This is a genomic window from Mannheimia indoligenes (assembly GCF_036880405.1).
GTDB classification, from domain to species: domain Bacteria; phylum Pseudomonadota; class Gammaproteobacteria; order Enterobacterales; family Pasteurellaceae; genus Mannheimia; species Mannheimia indoligenes.
Map to the genome: position 1 here is coordinate 113,849 of NZ_JBAJJM010000012.1, position 12,928 is coordinate 126,776.

Consider the following 12,928-nt stretch of genomic DNA (forward strand, 5'->3'; position numbering starts at 1 on the left):
TTCCATTATTTTATCAGTAAAATTTAAAAAAAGATGTGAGCAAGCTCACATTTCTGCTAATTAGTAATATTGCTGTTCAAAGTGAGAACAAGATCACAGAAATGATAATTTAAATAGAATAAAATTGAAATAAAAATTTCATTTTTGTATTATAAGTGAAGTAGAAATAAATTTTTGTTGAAAGGAGCAGGTTATGGCTACTGTAAATCATCAAGATCGTCCTCTCGATCTTATTTGTTTAGGACGTGTGGCGGTGGATCTCTACGGGCAACAGATCGGTTCTCGTTTAGAAGAGATGACCACATTCTCAAAATATCTCGGCGGTTCATCCGGTAACGTGGCGTATGGTACGGCGGTGCAAGGCTTGCGTTCATCGATGTTGGCGCGTGTGGGTGACGAACATATGGGACGTTTCCTACGTGAAGAGCTACAAAGTGTCGGCGTGGACACCAGCCACTTGATTACCGATAAAGAGCGTTTAACGGCGCTGGTGATTTTGGGGATTAAGGATAAAGAGACTTTCCCACTGATTTTCTACCGTGATAACTGTGCGGATATGGCGATCACCAAAGACGATTTCAGCGAAGCCTATATCGCTTCCAGCCGTGCGCTGGCGATTACCGGCACGCACCTTTCTAACCCTAAAACCCGTGAAGCGGTGCTGACAGCCTTAGAATATGCGGGCAGAAATGACGTAAAACGCGCATTGGATATTGACTATCGTCCGGTGCTGTGGGGGCTGACTTCGCTCGGTGACGGCGAAACCCGTTATATCGACAGTGCAGAAGTGACAAAATCACTACAAGAAGTGCTGCACCATTTTGACGTGATTGTGGGAACAGAAGAAGAGTTCCATATTGCAGGCGGCTCTACCGACACCCTTACCGCACTGAAAAATGTGCGTAAAGTTTCCAATGCGGTTTTAGTCTGCAAACGTGGGGCATTAGGCTGTTCGGTGTTTGAAGGCGAACTACCGAACGATTTAGACGGCGGTTTGAATGTGTATGGCGTGCGTGTCGAAGTGCTGAATGTACTGGGTGCAGGCGATGCGTTTATGTCGGGCTTACTTCGTGGCTACTTAAATAATGAAGGTTGGGAACAAGCCTGCCGTTATGCAAATGCATGCGGGGCGTTGGTGGTTTCTCGTCATGGCTGTTCGCCGGCAATGCCGACCAAACGTGAGTTGGATGATTACTTAACCCGTGCAGAAAGTGTGCCACGTCCAGATTTAGATGAACGCTTGAATCACTTACACCGTGTTACTACCCGTAAAAAATCGTGGGAAAATCTCTGTATTTTTGCTTTTGATCACCGTAAACAGTTGGTGGATATGGCAAACAAAGTCGGGGCAGATGTCGCTCGTATTCCGAAGCTCAAGCAGCTTCTGTTAAAAGCGATGGAGCAGACCGCTGTAGAAGCAGGATTACCGCAAAATCAGGCTGGGATCTTGGCAGATACCACATTCGGGCAAGATGCATTGAATGAAATTACCGGCAAAAACTACTGGATTGCTCGCCCGATTGAAGAGCCGGCTTCTCGCCCTCTCGAATTAGAATACGGCGATTTAGGCACACAGCTTTCAGCTTTCCCTCGCGATCACGTAATCAAATGCTTAGCGTTTTACCACCCAACCGATGAAAGCGGTTTAAAAGCTCGCCAAGATCGCAAGTTAAAAGAGGTGTACCAAGCTTGTTGCCGTACCGGCCACGAGCTGCTGTTAGAGATCATTCTGCCAGCCGATATGCCGCAAGACGAACACTACTACAACGAAGCGATTACACATTTTTACCAACTCGGCATCAAACCGGAATGGTGGAAATTACCGGGTGTGTCTACCGCACAATGGAAAGCGATTTCCGCCACCATTGACGCAAACGACCCAGACTGCCGTGGTATTCTGATCTTAGGTTTAGATGCACCGCTTGATGTCTTTAAAGCAACCTTTGAACAGGCAAAAGGTTGCGAAAAAGTCAAAGGCTTTGCGGTGGGCAGAACTATTTTTGGTATGCCATCTGAACAATGGCTTGCCGGCAAATTAGATGACCAAGGCTTAATTGCTGAAGTGGCGGCGAAATACCGCACCTTGATTGACTTATGGCAACAGCGTTAATGATGTGATTTAGTATAAATCCCTCGCTAATATGAGGGGTTTTCTTTTATACAAAGAATAGGAAAATCGGTGAGGTTATGTTCTATCGGTAAAATCGGCTTGGTTCCACCTTTTTCTCTATCGTTTTGTACCACTTGCTAATGCGATGATTGCTTACCTGATTTTAGATTTCGGTCTGATTCACCTCATTTACTTACTGGCACCTTGGATAACACTGACACTAATCGGGGCATACTTGGTTTCAGCAGGCGATATTTGGGTTTTGATTTTAAGTATCGCTTTGATTATTTGCTACCCCCATTCTTCAAAATGTATGAAAAAATTTGTGTAGAAAAAGAACAGTCGCAAAATCTGAGTGAAGAAGAGCAAAAAGCGTTGATTGAAAAAGCGAAGTTAGCGGCAAAATAACATTAAAAAGTAACAAAATGAAATGGCTATTCCAAATGAGTAGCCATTTTTTTGCAAATTTTTTCGAAATTTCAACCGCTTGTTGCTAAAATAGTGTTGTGAATTTAGCCAACTTAATTTTAATAACTAGGAAAAAGAAATGAATGAACCAACTCAATTAGCTCATTTTCAAGAGGAAATCCGCAAGCAGTATGACGGATTGAGCAAACGACTAAAACAGGTGGCACAATATGTGTTAGATAACGGCAATAGCGTGGTGTTTGATACGGTTTCCGTGATCGCCGAACGTGCTGGCGTTCCTCCTTCCACCTTAATTCGTTTTGCAAATGCCTTTGGTTTTAGCGGTTTTAATGAGGTCAAACAACTGTTTCGCCAAGATATGATGGAAGGGACTTCTCGTTACACCGAGCGAGTGCAACTTTTCCGCCAAATTGAACCGCTTGATGAGCAGCCGAATGAGCTAAATCATATTTTAGATGTGTTTGTACAAGGTAACACGCAGGCATTACAGCAGCTTTCTACGCAGGTGAGCCAAGAACAACTCGCTCGCACAGTAGAGATTTTAAATTCGGCTAAACGGATTTTTATTGTCGGCTTAAAACGTTCGTTCAGTATCGCGAACTATCTCAACTACGCCTTACACCACCTCGATTATGATGTTTTTCTGATTGATGGTTCGGGCGGAATGTTTGATGAGCAATTAAGCCGTATTCGGGAAGATGACGCCGTGATTGCAATTAGCTTCTCGCCGTATGCGAACGAAACGCTCAACGTCGTAACCGCTACAGCCAAACCAGGTGTGAGACACATTGCGATTACTGACAGCCAACTCAGCCCACTGCTGGCATTCAGTGATGTATCATTTATTATCAAAGAAGCACAGGTCAGCGGCTTTCGCTCTCAATGTGCCACAATGACCTTGGCACAAACTATCGCCGTTTCACTTGCACTGAAGAAAGCCTAAAAAAATAGACCTGCATATTGCAGGTCTAACTATTAACTAATTAGTGCTTTGATTTCATCACGATATTGAGCTGATTTAGCACCAAAAATAATCTGTTGGGTATCGCCAACTTTAACTACATCGACTGCACCAAGTTTTTTTAGTGATGATTTATTGAGCAAGCTGTTGTTATTTAACACTACTCTCAAACGTGTTAAACAGGCATCTACAGTTTTAATATTTTCTTTGTTACCAAGAGCATTTATGATGTTAGTAATCATCTCTTTATCAGACATATAGCCTCCCTTTGATGAATGTTTTTTAGAAAAACTTATTTATTCAACCACGCCATATACTCCGCCGTTCCCTCTGCCACAGTTTTAAATTTACCTGTGTAGCCGGCTGCACGGAGATTGGTGAGATCGGCTTGCGTGAAGGTTTGGTAGCGAGATTTTAAGTGTTCCGGGAATGGGATTGTTTCAATTTCGCCTCTGCCATGGTATTTGATTACCGCATTTGCCACTTCTTCAAATGACTCTGCTTTACCTGTTCCAAGGTTGAAAATGCCCGATACACCGTTTTGCCACGCCCAAAGATTGACTTTTGCCACATCTTCTACATAAACAAAATCACGCAAGAACTGCTCAGAACCTGCGAATAATTTCGGGTTTTCGCCTTTTAGCATTTGATTATTGAGGTGGAACGCTACGCTTGCCATAGAACCTTTGTGTTGTTCACGAGGTCCGTAAACGTTGAAGTATTTGAATCCGCAAACCGGCGATTCCGCTTCTGGCAGAATACGGCGGACATATTCGTCAAATAGGAATTTTGAGTATCCGTAGGCATTTAACGGACTTTCAAATTCGCGTTTTTCGATGAAATTGTCTGAGCGTCCGCCATAAGTTGCAGCACTTGAGGCATAGAAAAACGGAATTTGGCGGTCTAAACAGAAATGCAATAACTCTTTTGAATATTCGTAGTTATTTTGCATTAAGTATTTGCCATCCCACTCGGTGGTTGCCGAGCAAGCACCTTGATGGAAAACCGCATCAATCTCGCCAAAATCATCGCCAGCGATGATTGAGGCGATGAAATCCTCTTTATCGCAATAGTCGGCGATATCTAAATCCACTAAATTGATAAATTTTTCGCCATTTTTCAGGTTATCTACCACTAAAATATCTTTACGACCGATTTCATTTAACGCTTTGATAATATTGCTGCCGATCATTCCGGCACCACCGGTTACGATAATCATTTTTTTATCCTTTTTAACTGTTCAACTTGATTTATTATGGTTTTATTGCATTGAATTTGCAAATTTTTACGCTTTTTTAACCGCTTGTAGATACTTATTTTGCTCTCGCAATCTGCTTTTTCAGCTTCTGCATTTTTTCTTTAATGCGTTGGCGTTTGAGAGCGGAAATATGATCCACGAATAGTACACCATTTAGGTGGTCGATTTCGTGTTGAATGCAAATGGCGAATAAGTCGTCTGCCTCAAAGATAATTTCCTCGCCTTTACGGTTTAAGGCTTTCACTTTTAATTTTTCTTTGCGTGGCACTAGGGCACGGTGTCCTGGAATGGAGAGGCAGCCCTCTTCAATACCTGTTTCGCCACTACTTTCTAATATTTCAGGGTTGATGAGAACCACTTGGTTGGTTTTATTGCCTTCAATATCAATCGTAATCACACGTTTTAATACGCCCACTTGCGGTGCGGCTAAACCGATGCCTTCGTGTTCATACATTGTTTCAAACATATCATCAATAAAACGATTTAATTCTTCATCAACCTGTTCTACAGGTTCGCACATTGTTGCAAGCCCTTCATCAGGGTAGAGTACAACCTCTAATACAGCCATTTTTGTGATCTCTCTCGAAAAGTTTAAAAAATTCGTTTGGCTATTTTAAACCTTTTCTTATTATTAGGGAAATGTTGAGGAATAAAAATGGCATATCAATACAATTTATTACGATTATTACAAGTTCCGCAATTTGGTGCACAGCGGATTGGGCGATTATTAAGCGAGGTTGATTTTGCTCAATTTTGCGATTATGACAAATTGCAGCTTAAGCAAATGGGCTGGAATGAAAAGCAAATTCAACGTTGGTTTAATCCGGATAAAAATTGGATTGAGCAATCCCTTACTTGGGAGGAACAAGAAAACCAACGAATTATCACATTGTTTGATGAGAGCTATCCGTTTCTTTTACGTCAAATTTCCACTGCACCACCGCTGCTTTATATAAAAGGGGCAGTAGAAAGTCTTACATTACCACAAATTGCAATTGTAGGTAGTCGAGATTATTCCCCTTATGGAGAATATTGGGCTGGACAGTTTGCCGAACAACTCACTCAACATAATCTAGCCGTAACCAGCGGATTAGCGATTGGCATTGATGGTTTTGCCCATAAAAAAGTGGTTGAACAACAAGGCATCACCATTGCAGTTTTGGGGAGTGGTTTAAATCAGGTTTATCCTGCTCGGCATAAAAAATTAGCGGAGCAGATTGTGGATTTAGGTGGTGCGTTGGTGTCAGAGTTTTCACCCAATCAGCCACCGATGGCAGAAAATTTTCCTCGTCGTAATCGGATTATCAGCGGTTTATCGCTCGGCACTTTAGTGATTGAAGCAACTATCAATAGCGGATCATTGATTACTGCTCGCTATGCGTTGGAACAAGGGAGAGAAGTTTTTGCCTTACCGAATGCGGTGCAAAACCCGTATGCTCAAGGTTGCCATAAATTAATTAAAGAAGGGGCGTTGTTAGTGGAAACTGTCGCAGATATTTTAGATGCTATTAGTCATCAATACCAACCACAGCAAATCTCTTTATTTGATAAGCCTTCACTATCAGTAAGTAAGTCCTTACAAGCGGTTGAAAGAGAGAAATTTTTTGCAAAAGATTTGCCAAATCTGACCGCTTGTCAGCAGCAAATTTATCAACATATTAACCTAGACCCGATTTCTATTGATGATTTAGCAAAAGCAGTAGAAATGCCGATAGAAGCCCTTTTGGTGGAATTGTTAGGGTTGGAATTATTAGGTGTGATTAGGCAGGTAAGCGGAGGCTATGTAGTAAACTGATCGCTTTTTAAAAGAAATTTAGCGAAAAATGTATAAAAGATCGTGGCAACTTTTGTAGAAAATGATAGAATTTAACGCTTTAAAAATAAATGTTCGATTTTTTTATTCATTTCTAGGTTATATATGGCTACTGAGATTAAAACAAAGTCCCTTGAACAAGTGGAACACAAAGGGGCAAAAAGTAAAGGTGTAAATACCGTATTATGGGTGTTATCCATTGCACTTTTAGTGGTTGCAGCAGTAGGAAATACTTATTTTGCATCACACTTTTCATTAATTGTTCGAGTGCTTTTATTGGTGGTTTTATTGATTGGAGCAGTAGCACTCGCAGCTATTACTAATCAAGGTCAAAAAGCAATTCATTTTATAAAAGATTCTCGTACAGAGCTTCGCAAAATTATTTGGCCAACTCGCTCTGAAGCGACGCAAACCACGTTAATCGTACTTGCAATGTGTGTGGTTGTTGCGTTAGTGCTATGGGGTATTGATTCAATTATTGTGGCATTAATTACATTTTTAACAAATTTAAGGTTCTAAAATGAGTGAAGTAGAAGCAAAAGAAAGCAGCTCAAAACGCTGGTATGTATTACAAGCATTTTCAGGTTTTGAAAACCGTGTGGCAGTAACATTACGCGAATACATCAAACTTCATAAAATGGAAGAGCAGTTTGGCGAAGTATTAGTGCCAACCGAAGAAGTTGTAGAAAATGTTGGTGGCAAACGCCGTAAAACTGAGCGTAAATTCTTCCCCGGCTATGTGTTAGTGGAAATGGAAATGAATGACGATACCTGGCACTTAGTAAAAAGTGTTCCGCGTGTAATGGGCTTTATTGGCGGTACGGCGGATCGTCCTGCACCAATTACCAAGCGTGAAGCTGATCGCATTCTAAACCGTGTTCAAGAAACGGCAGAAAAACCACGCCACAGAAAAGAATTCCAGCCGGGCGAAAGCATTCGAGTAACAGAAGGTCCATTCGCAGACTTTGCCGGTACAGTAGAAGAAGTGGATTACGAAAAAGGTCGCTTGAAAGTGTCTGTATCAATTTTCGGTCGTGCAACACCGGTTGAGCTTGAATTTGGTCAGGTTGAGAAACAGTCTTAATTTAGACAAATTTATTAATAACCCCGCAAATGCGGGGTTTTGTTTTTTTATTGTTTGTTGTCATTAAAGTGTCATAAATATTGAATAAAATTTGTGGCGGTAACATACCACAACCTATGAGAGGACTTTATGAAAAAACTAGCTCAATTGACTTTTTCCGCTATTGTTGCATTCTGCTTTATGACATCAGCCAATGCACAGCAAGCGGTCAAAAATACACAATATTCTGCAAAAGCGAAATAGCAAGCGGTTCATTTTCATTGATTTCTTGCAAAATAGAAAATCTGCTTGAAAAACGTTCGCCGACTCATTATAATATTGCCCTCATACGAGCCGTTTGGCTCGTATTTTTATGTAAAACAAACCACAGGGGAGCTGATTTTCAGCGTTATCACCCACAATAAAGGAAACTAAAATGGCAAAAAAAGTCCAAGCCTACGTTAAACTGCAAGTTGCAGCGGGTATGGCTAACCCATCACCACCGGTTGGTCCTGCATTAGGTCAGCAAGGTGTTAACATTATGGAATTCTGTAAAGCATTCAACGCTCGTACTGAGAGCTTAGAAAAAGGTTTACCAATTCCAGTTGTTATCACTGTATATGCAGATAAATCTTTCACATTCGTTACCAAAACTCCACCGGCAGCAGTATTACTGAAAAAAGCGGTAGGTATCAAATCAGGTTCTGGTAAACCGAACAAAGATAAAGTGGGTACAGTTACTCAAGAGCAAATCCGTCAAATCGCTGAAACTAAAGCAGCAGATATGACTGGTTCAACTATCGAAACGAAAATGAAATCAATCGCTGGTACTGCTCGTTCAATGGGCTTAATCGTAGAGGAATAATACAATGGCTAAATTGACTAAAAAAATGAAAGCAATTAAAGCTGGCGTAGATTCTACTAAAGCTTATGACATCAACGAAGCAGTTGAAGTGTTAAAAAAATTCGCAACAGCGAAATTCGTTGAAAGTGTTGATGTTGCAGTAAACTTAGGTATCGATCCTCGTAAATCAGATCAAAACGTGCGTGGTGCAACAGTTTTACCACATGGTACAGGTCGTACAGCTCGTGTTGCAGTGTTCACGCAAGGTGCAAACGCAGAAGCAGCGAAAGCAGCGGGTGCTGATTTAGTGGGTATGGAAGATCTTGCAGAGCAAATCAAGAAAGGCGAAATGAACTTTGACGTTGTTATCGCTTCTCCGGATGCAATGCGTGTTGTAGGTCAATTAGGTCAAGTATTAGGTCCACGTGGCTTAATGCCAAACCCGAAAGTAGGTACTGTAACTCCAAACGTTGCTGAAGCAGTTAAAAATGCAAAATCAGGTCAGATCCGTTACCGTAACGACAAAAATGGTATTATCCATACCACTATCGGTAAAGCAGACTTCGCACCTGAGCAATTAAAAGAAAACCTACAAGCGTTGTTAGCGGCTTTAACAAAAGCAAAACCAACAACAGCAAAAGGTATCTTCATCAAGAAAGTAAGCATCTCTACTACAATGGGTGCTGGTGTTGCAGTTGATCAAGCATCACTTTAATTTCTAACAGAAGTTAAACTTTACAGGGTCGCAGATTATCTGTATAATTTGCGACCTTAACTTGCGAGAGCAAGCTGATGGTGCTTAGCCTATCTAAGCCCCGTCTAAGACTGTAGGGGTGAAAACTTAATAATCCTACATAGATGGTGAACAGACAGAATTCTCTGCTTCTGGACACCTTAGGCTCAAAGAAGATTGCAGCTTGTAGCAATGCAAGCGGTAATATTTTTGGGATTTTTTGTAAATTCTGCTTGAAAAAGCAGAGTGTATCAGGAGCTAAAACCAATGGCATTAAATCTTCAAGACAAACAAGCGATTGTTGCTGAAGTAAACGAAGCTGCCAAAGGTGCACTTTCAGCTGTTGTTGCGGATTCTCGCGGTGTAACAGTTGAAAAAATGACTGAGTTACGTAAAGCAGCTCGCGAAGCTGGTGTTACAATGCAAGTAGTACGTAATACTTTATTACGTCGTGCAGTGGAAGGCACAGAATTCGAGTGCTTAATAGATACGTTTACTGGTCCAACTCTTATCGCATTCTCAAATGAACACCCAGGTGCAGCAGCACGTTTGTTCACTGAATTTGCGAAAACAAACAAAGAGTTTGAACTTAAAGGTGCAGCCTTTGAAGGTAAAAGACAAGATGTTGCATTCTTAGCGACATTACCGACTTACGAAGAAGCAATTGCACGTTTAATGGGCACAATGAAAGAAGCTGCGGCAGGCAAACTTGTTCGCACTCTTGCAGCATTACGCGACCAAATGGAAGCAGCTGCTTAATTTTAGCAGTACTTCTTTATTCGTTTAACTTTATTTACTTTAGGAATCGATTGTTATGTCATTAACTAACGAACAAATCATTGAAGCGATTGCTTCTAAATCAGTATCAGAAATCGTTGAATTAATCACAGCGATGGAAGAAAAATTCGGCGTTTCAGCAGCGGCAGCAGTTGCAGCAGCAGCTCCAGCAGCAGCGGCAGCAGAAGAGAAAACTGAATTCGACGTAATCTTAGCAGAAGCTGGTGCAAACAAAGTTGCTGTAATCAAAGCAGTACGTGGTGCAACAGGTTTAGGCTTAAAAGAAGCTAAAGACTTAGTTGAATCAGCACCTGCAGCGTTAAAAGAAGGCATCTCTAAAGGTGAAGCTGAAGCACTTAAGAAAGAATTAGAAGAAGCTGGTGCGAAAGTAGAAATCAAATAATTTTTGATTTAACTTTCCCCGAACTTCAAGTTCAACAAACCCCGATGGAAACATCGGGGTTTTGTTTTTTGCAAGCGGTGATTTTTATCCGATTTTTTTGCAAAAAATGGCAGAAAAACGACCGCTTGTTATTAGATTTCAATATATATGTTTATCGGATAAACATATATATTGTGCATAAAAACGGCTATTGCAATCAATGAAAAATAAGCATAGTATATACTCTTGATATTTAATGTATATATTGAGGTGTGGTATGCGAACAAAAGTCTTCCAAAGTGGTAATAGCCAAGCGGTGAGGATTCCGTTTGATTTCCGTTTTGACGTAGATACCGTAGAGATTTTACAAGGGCAGAATGGCGATGTTATTTTGCGTCCGGTGAAACCTCAAGCCGATATGGAATTTCTGGCTTTATTTTCCGATTTTGATGATGATTTTATTCAGGCATTGGAAGATCGTGATACATCTCCACCACAAGAGCGAGATGATTTATGATCTATATGCTTGATACCAATATTTTGATTTATTTAATGAAAAATCGACCGCTTGCGGTGGCAGAACGTGTAGCACAACTTACGCCAAGTGATCAATTAGTTATGAGCTTTATTACCTATGCTGAATTGCTCAAAGGAGCAAATGGCAGTGCTAATCCGGAAAAAGCCTTAGCGAATATCGAAAAGTTGAAACAACGTATTTCAGTTGTTTACCCAAATGAAAAAATCTGTGAATTTTATGGTGTTTGGGCAAATAAATTGAAGTTACAAGGCAAGCCCATTAGTGGAAATGATTTATGGATTGCTTGTCACGCTTTAGCTTGTAATGCGATATTAGTAACGCATAATGTCAAAGAGTTCGAGCGAATTGAAGCATTAAATTGGCAAGATTGGACGTGTTAAAAATGTAGGGGCAAAATATTTTTTGCCCTTTTTGGTATTTGATATTTGAATAGGGCGAAAGATGTTTCGCCCCTACGGTGCATCAATGATTTCATCAAAATCGCAGTGGTGGGGCAAGCCCCGCCTTACGTTGAGATTATTTGCAAAAAATAGTAGAAAAACGACCGCTTGTTTTTTTATTTTTGAATTAAATCATCTACTGAATAGTCGCTTTTCAGTAGGTCAATTAGGCTGACGTTTAGGGCGTCGGCTATTTTCCTCATTGCATCAATTGAGATGGCTCTTTTCCCCCTTTCTACATCACTTATATAAGCTCGTATATAAGCTCGGCTCAGTTCGGCGTCAAAAGCTAATGCCTCTTGAGAAATATCCTTTAATCGGCGGATTTTTCTAAGATTATTGGCGAAAGTATGGCGAATCGGGTGGCTGGTCAGCGTTTCATTTTTCATTCCCCTAGTATTGTTTTTAGGGATAAACCTATCAATCTACTACTGAATACTAAATGTAGCCTATCGTTTATATCATTATTCTAATTTCTCGCTAGAATATTTTAAGGAAAATTGAACAAATAAAAATCAATTTTTCAAGGGAGTATACTCCCTTTACTTCCTATTGACATAGGAAGTAAAACATCTCTAATAAAACAAATTTTATTTCACTCAAGGGTATTCGTATTATGAAGAAACTATTTGCTTTAAGCCTTGTGAGCTCAACAATATTGGTTGGTTGTGGAGGGGAAAGTTATCAAATTGATTCTCTTAAAGTTCCAGAATCAGCAGAATACTATCAAAAAGTAGGACTAGAAAAATGGGAAGAGGCTGTAAGTTATTGTCAGTTAAAGATTAAAACTATAGATAGCTTATATAGCTATCTGCGTGAAAAGGATGAAAAGGATGATGATGAGGCTATTTTGCAATTTGAAAGGGAATTAAAGCCTAAATTTCAACAATTTAAAAGTGATTGTCAGAATATTGTTTATAAAGCACAGGAGACTTATTCAAAAGAAGAGAGAGATAAGAATGATTTAGCTGAATCAGAGAAAATTAATGCTGAAAGATCTAAACGATTAGCCCTATTGGATGAAGAGTTGAATAAATATAAGGATATGGCTTGGGATAAGGCTATTAGAATTATTATTACAGAAAGTGAAAAGAACGGTATTAGTTTAGATTCAGATAGAAAATATGATACTGATAAAGAAAGATGGGCTCGTAGCGAATATCAAAAACCTCTTGTTTATGTCTATAATGTTAAAGCGAAAGAGGGTGTTGAAACTCTAAATAAACTGCCTTATGCAGAGTTAGATACATCTCATTATTGTAATACTGATAGACGTTATTATAGTGCTTGTGAAATTGCAACATATATATTTAAGCAGAAAAAGGAACAGGTAATTAATGATTATTCTACTAATCTTGGAAATCTAAAGAATGATTATAATTTATGCGTGCAGAGAGTAGAAGATTATATTGTTTCTAAAACCAATAATGTTCAAACCAAAGATGATAACCTTTCTTTTGAAGGTGATATTAAGAAGTATGAAGAAAGTGTTTTTAAAGAGCCAGTTTGTTCTGCAACTGAAGAATCTTTGAAGCTACTAAATATTGACTCAAGTCGTCGTCAAAAATTAGTTAATTAAT

The 12,928-nt window shown here is 39.9% G+C and carries 17 protein-coding genes; 13 read left to right on the plus strand and 4 right to left on the minus strand.

The window, feature by feature from the left end:
- Positions 1–193 precede the first annotated feature (193 nt).
- The 3 genes from V6W77_RS09210 to V6W77_RS09220 all read left to right on the plus strand — a co-directional run bounded on the left by V6W77_RS09210 (position 194) and on the right by V6W77_RS09220 (position 3,482).
- Positions 194–2,110, plus strand: a complete 1,917-nt coding sequence (locus tag V6W77_RS09210; protein WP_334254466.1) for a bifunctional 5-dehydro-2-deoxygluconokinase/5-dehydro-2-deoxyphosphogluconate aldolase — start codon at positions 194–196, stop codon at positions 2,108–2,110.
- A gap of 255 nt (positions 2,111–2,365) precedes the next feature.
- Positions 2,366–2,518, plus strand: a complete 153-nt coding sequence (locus tag V6W77_RS09215; RefSeq protein ID WP_334254467.1) for a hypothetical protein — start codon at positions 2,366–2,368, stop codon at positions 2,516–2,518.
- Between the two features lie 139 nt (positions 2,519–2,657).
- Positions 2,658–3,482 carry a MurR/RpiR family transcriptional regulator gene (locus V6W77_RS09220; protein WP_025247109.1) on the plus strand — a complete coding sequence of 275 codons (825 nt, stop codon included), beginning with the start codon at positions 2,658–2,660 and terminating at the stop codon, positions 3,480–3,482.
- Positions 3,483–3,514: 32 nt separating this feature from the next.
- Here the strand turns inward: V6W77_RS09220 and V6W77_RS09225 are convergent, their stop codons facing one another.
- The 3 genes from V6W77_RS09225 to def all read right to left on the minus strand — a co-directional run bounded on the left by V6W77_RS09225 (position 3,515) and on the right by def (position 5,326).
- Positions 3,515–3,757, minus strand: a complete 243-nt coding sequence (locus V6W77_RS09225) for a PTS sugar transporter subunit IIB (RefSeq protein WP_334235533.1) — start codon at positions 3,755–3,757, stop codon at positions 3,515–3,517.
- Between the two features lie 35 nt (positions 3,758–3,792).
- The gene (rfaD, locus tag V6W77_RS09230) at positions 3,793–4,719 is read right to left on the minus strand and encodes an ADP-glyceromanno-heptose 6-epimerase (protein WP_334235534.1); all 927 of its coding nucleotides are present in this window, start codon (positions 4,717–4,719) and stop codon (positions 3,793–3,795) included.
- A 94-nt stretch (positions 4,720–4,813) separates the two neighbouring features.
- The gene (gene def, locus V6W77_RS09235; RefSeq protein ID WP_334229495.1) at positions 4,814–5,326 is read right to left on the minus strand and encodes a peptide deformylase; all 513 of its coding nucleotides are present in this window, start codon (positions 5,324–5,326) and stop codon (positions 4,814–4,816) included.
- An 87-nt stretch (positions 5,327–5,413) separates the two neighbouring features.
- Here def and dprA point away from each other — a divergent pair, with 87 nt between their 5' ends.
- The 9 genes from dprA (at position 5,414) to V6W77_RS09280 (ending at position 11,288) form a co-directional block, all read left to right on the plus strand.
- Positions 5,414–6,553 carry a DNA-processing protein DprA gene (gene dprA, locus V6W77_RS09240; RefSeq protein ID WP_334254468.1) on the plus strand — a complete coding sequence of 380 codons (1,140 nt, stop codon included), beginning with the start codon at positions 5,414–5,416 and terminating at the stop codon, positions 6,551–6,553.
- A 123-nt stretch (positions 6,554–6,676) separates the two neighbouring features.
- A complete protein-coding gene (gene secE, locus V6W77_RS09245) occupies positions 6,677–7,090 on the plus strand; it encodes a preprotein translocase subunit SecE (RefSeq protein ID WP_025235139.1) in 414 nt (137 codons plus the stop codon).
- 1 nt (position 7,091) lies between these two features.
- Complete coding sequence (gene nusG / locus V6W77_RS09250; protein WP_025235140.1) at positions 7,092–7,655, plus strand: transcription termination/antitermination protein NusG; 564 nt, start codon at positions 7,092–7,094, stop codon at positions 7,653–7,655.
- A 415-nt stretch (positions 7,656–8,070) separates the two neighbouring features.
- Entirely contained in the window at positions 8,071–8,499 is a 429-nt protein-coding gene (gene rplK / locus V6W77_RS09255) for a 50S ribosomal protein L11 (RefSeq protein WP_025235141.1), read from the plus strand.
- A gap of 4 nt (positions 8,500–8,503) precedes the next feature.
- Complete coding sequence (rplA, locus tag V6W77_RS09260; RefSeq protein ID WP_025235142.1) at positions 8,504–9,193, plus strand: 50S ribosomal protein L1; 690 nt, start codon at positions 8,504–8,506, stop codon at positions 9,191–9,193.
- 285 nt (positions 9,194–9,478) lie between these two features.
- Positions 9,479–9,970 carry a 50S ribosomal protein L10 gene (gene rplJ, locus V6W77_RS09265; protein ID WP_334254469.1) on the plus strand — a complete coding sequence of 164 codons (492 nt, stop codon included), beginning with the start codon at positions 9,479–9,481 and terminating at the stop codon, positions 9,968–9,970.
- A gap of 55 nt (positions 9,971–10,025) precedes the next feature.
- A complete protein-coding gene (gene rplL, locus V6W77_RS09270) occupies positions 10,026–10,391 on the plus strand; it encodes a 50S ribosomal protein L7/L12 (RefSeq protein ID WP_005621166.1) in 366 nt (121 codons plus the stop codon).
- Between the two features lie 256 nt (positions 10,392–10,647).
- Positions 10,648–10,887 (plus strand): antitoxin, encoded by a 240-nt coding sequence (locus V6W77_RS09275; RefSeq protein ID WP_025235144.1) that lies wholly within the window; start codon positions 10,648–10,650, stop codon positions 10,885–10,887.
- A complete protein-coding gene (locus V6W77_RS09280) occupies positions 10,884–11,288 on the plus strand; it encodes a type II toxin-antitoxin system VapC family toxin (protein ID WP_334254470.1) in 405 nt (134 codons plus the stop codon). Before V6W77_RS09275 ends, V6W77_RS09280 begins: the two co-directional genes overlap by 4 nt.
- Before the next feature lie 176 nt (positions 11,289–11,464).
- On the opposite strand, the gene V6W77_RS09285 is transcribed toward V6W77_RS09280, so the two are convergent.
- Positions 11,465–11,737 carry a helix-turn-helix domain-containing protein gene (locus V6W77_RS09285; RefSeq protein ID WP_334254471.1) on the minus strand — a complete coding sequence of 91 codons (273 nt, stop codon included), beginning with the start codon at positions 11,735–11,737 and terminating at the stop codon, positions 11,465–11,467.
- A gap of 227 nt (positions 11,738–11,964) precedes the next feature.
- On the opposite strand from V6W77_RS09285, the gene V6W77_RS09290 reads away from it, so the two are divergent.
- The gene (locus V6W77_RS09290) at positions 11,965–12,927 is read left to right on the plus strand and encodes a hypothetical protein (protein ID WP_334254472.1); all 963 of its coding nucleotides are present in this window, start codon (positions 11,965–11,967) and stop codon (positions 12,925–12,927) included.
- The last annotated feature ends 1 nt before the right edge of the window (position 12,928 follow it).

Coding starts and splice junctions, on each gene's coding strand:
- V6W77_RS09210 (WP_334254466.1), top strand. CDS start 194: ATGGCTACTGTAAATCATCAAGATCGTCCTCTCGATCTTATTTGTTTA.
- V6W77_RS09220 (WP_025247109.1), top strand. CDS start 2,658: ATGAATGAACCAACTCAATTAGCTCATTTTCAAGAGGAAATCCGCAAG.
- V6W77_RS09225 (WP_334235533.1), bottom strand. CDS start 3,757: ATGTCTGATAAAGAGATGATTACTAACATCATAAATGCTCTTGGTAAC.
- rfaD (WP_334235534.1), bottom strand. CDS start 4,719: ATGATTATCGTAACCGGTGGTGCCGGAATGATCGGCAGCAATATTATC.
- def (WP_334229495.1), bottom strand. CDS start 5,326: ATGGCTGTATTAGAGGTTGTACTCTACCCTGATGAAGGGCTTGCAACA.
- dprA (WP_334254468.1), top strand. CDS start 5,414: ATGGCATATCAATACAATTTATTACGATTATTACAAGTTCCGCAATTT.
- secE (WP_025235139.1), top strand. CDS start 6,677: ATGGCTACTGAGATTAAAACAAAGTCCCTTGAACAAGTGGAACACAAA.
- nusG (WP_025235140.1), top strand. CDS start 7,092: ATGAGTGAAGTAGAAGCAAAAGAAAGCAGCTCAAAACGCTGGTATGTA.
- rplK (WP_025235141.1), top strand. CDS start 8,071: ATGGCAAAAAAAGTCCAAGCCTACGTTAAACTGCAAGTTGCAGCGGGT.
- rplA (WP_025235142.1), top strand. CDS start 8,504: ATGGCTAAATTGACTAAAAAAATGAAAGCAATTAAAGCTGGCGTAGAT.
- rplJ (WP_334254469.1), top strand. CDS start 9,479: ATGGCATTAAATCTTCAAGACAAACAAGCGATTGTTGCTGAAGTAAAC.
- rplL (WP_005621166.1), top strand. CDS start 10,026: ATGTCATTAACTAACGAACAAATCATTGAAGCGATTGCTTCTAAATCA.
- V6W77_RS09275 (WP_025235144.1), top strand. CDS start 10,648: ATGCGAACAAAAGTCTTCCAAAGTGGTAATAGCCAAGCGGTGAGGATT.
- V6W77_RS09280 (WP_334254470.1), top strand. CDS start 10,884: ATGATCTATATGCTTGATACCAATATTTTGATTTATTTAATGAAAAAT.
- V6W77_RS09285 (WP_334254471.1), bottom strand. CDS start 11,737: ATGAAAAATGAAACGCTGACCAGCCACCCGATTCGCCATACTTTCGCC.
- V6W77_RS09290 (WP_334254472.1), top strand. CDS start 11,965: ATGAAGAAACTATTTGCTTTAAGCCTTGTGAGCTCAACAATATTGGTT.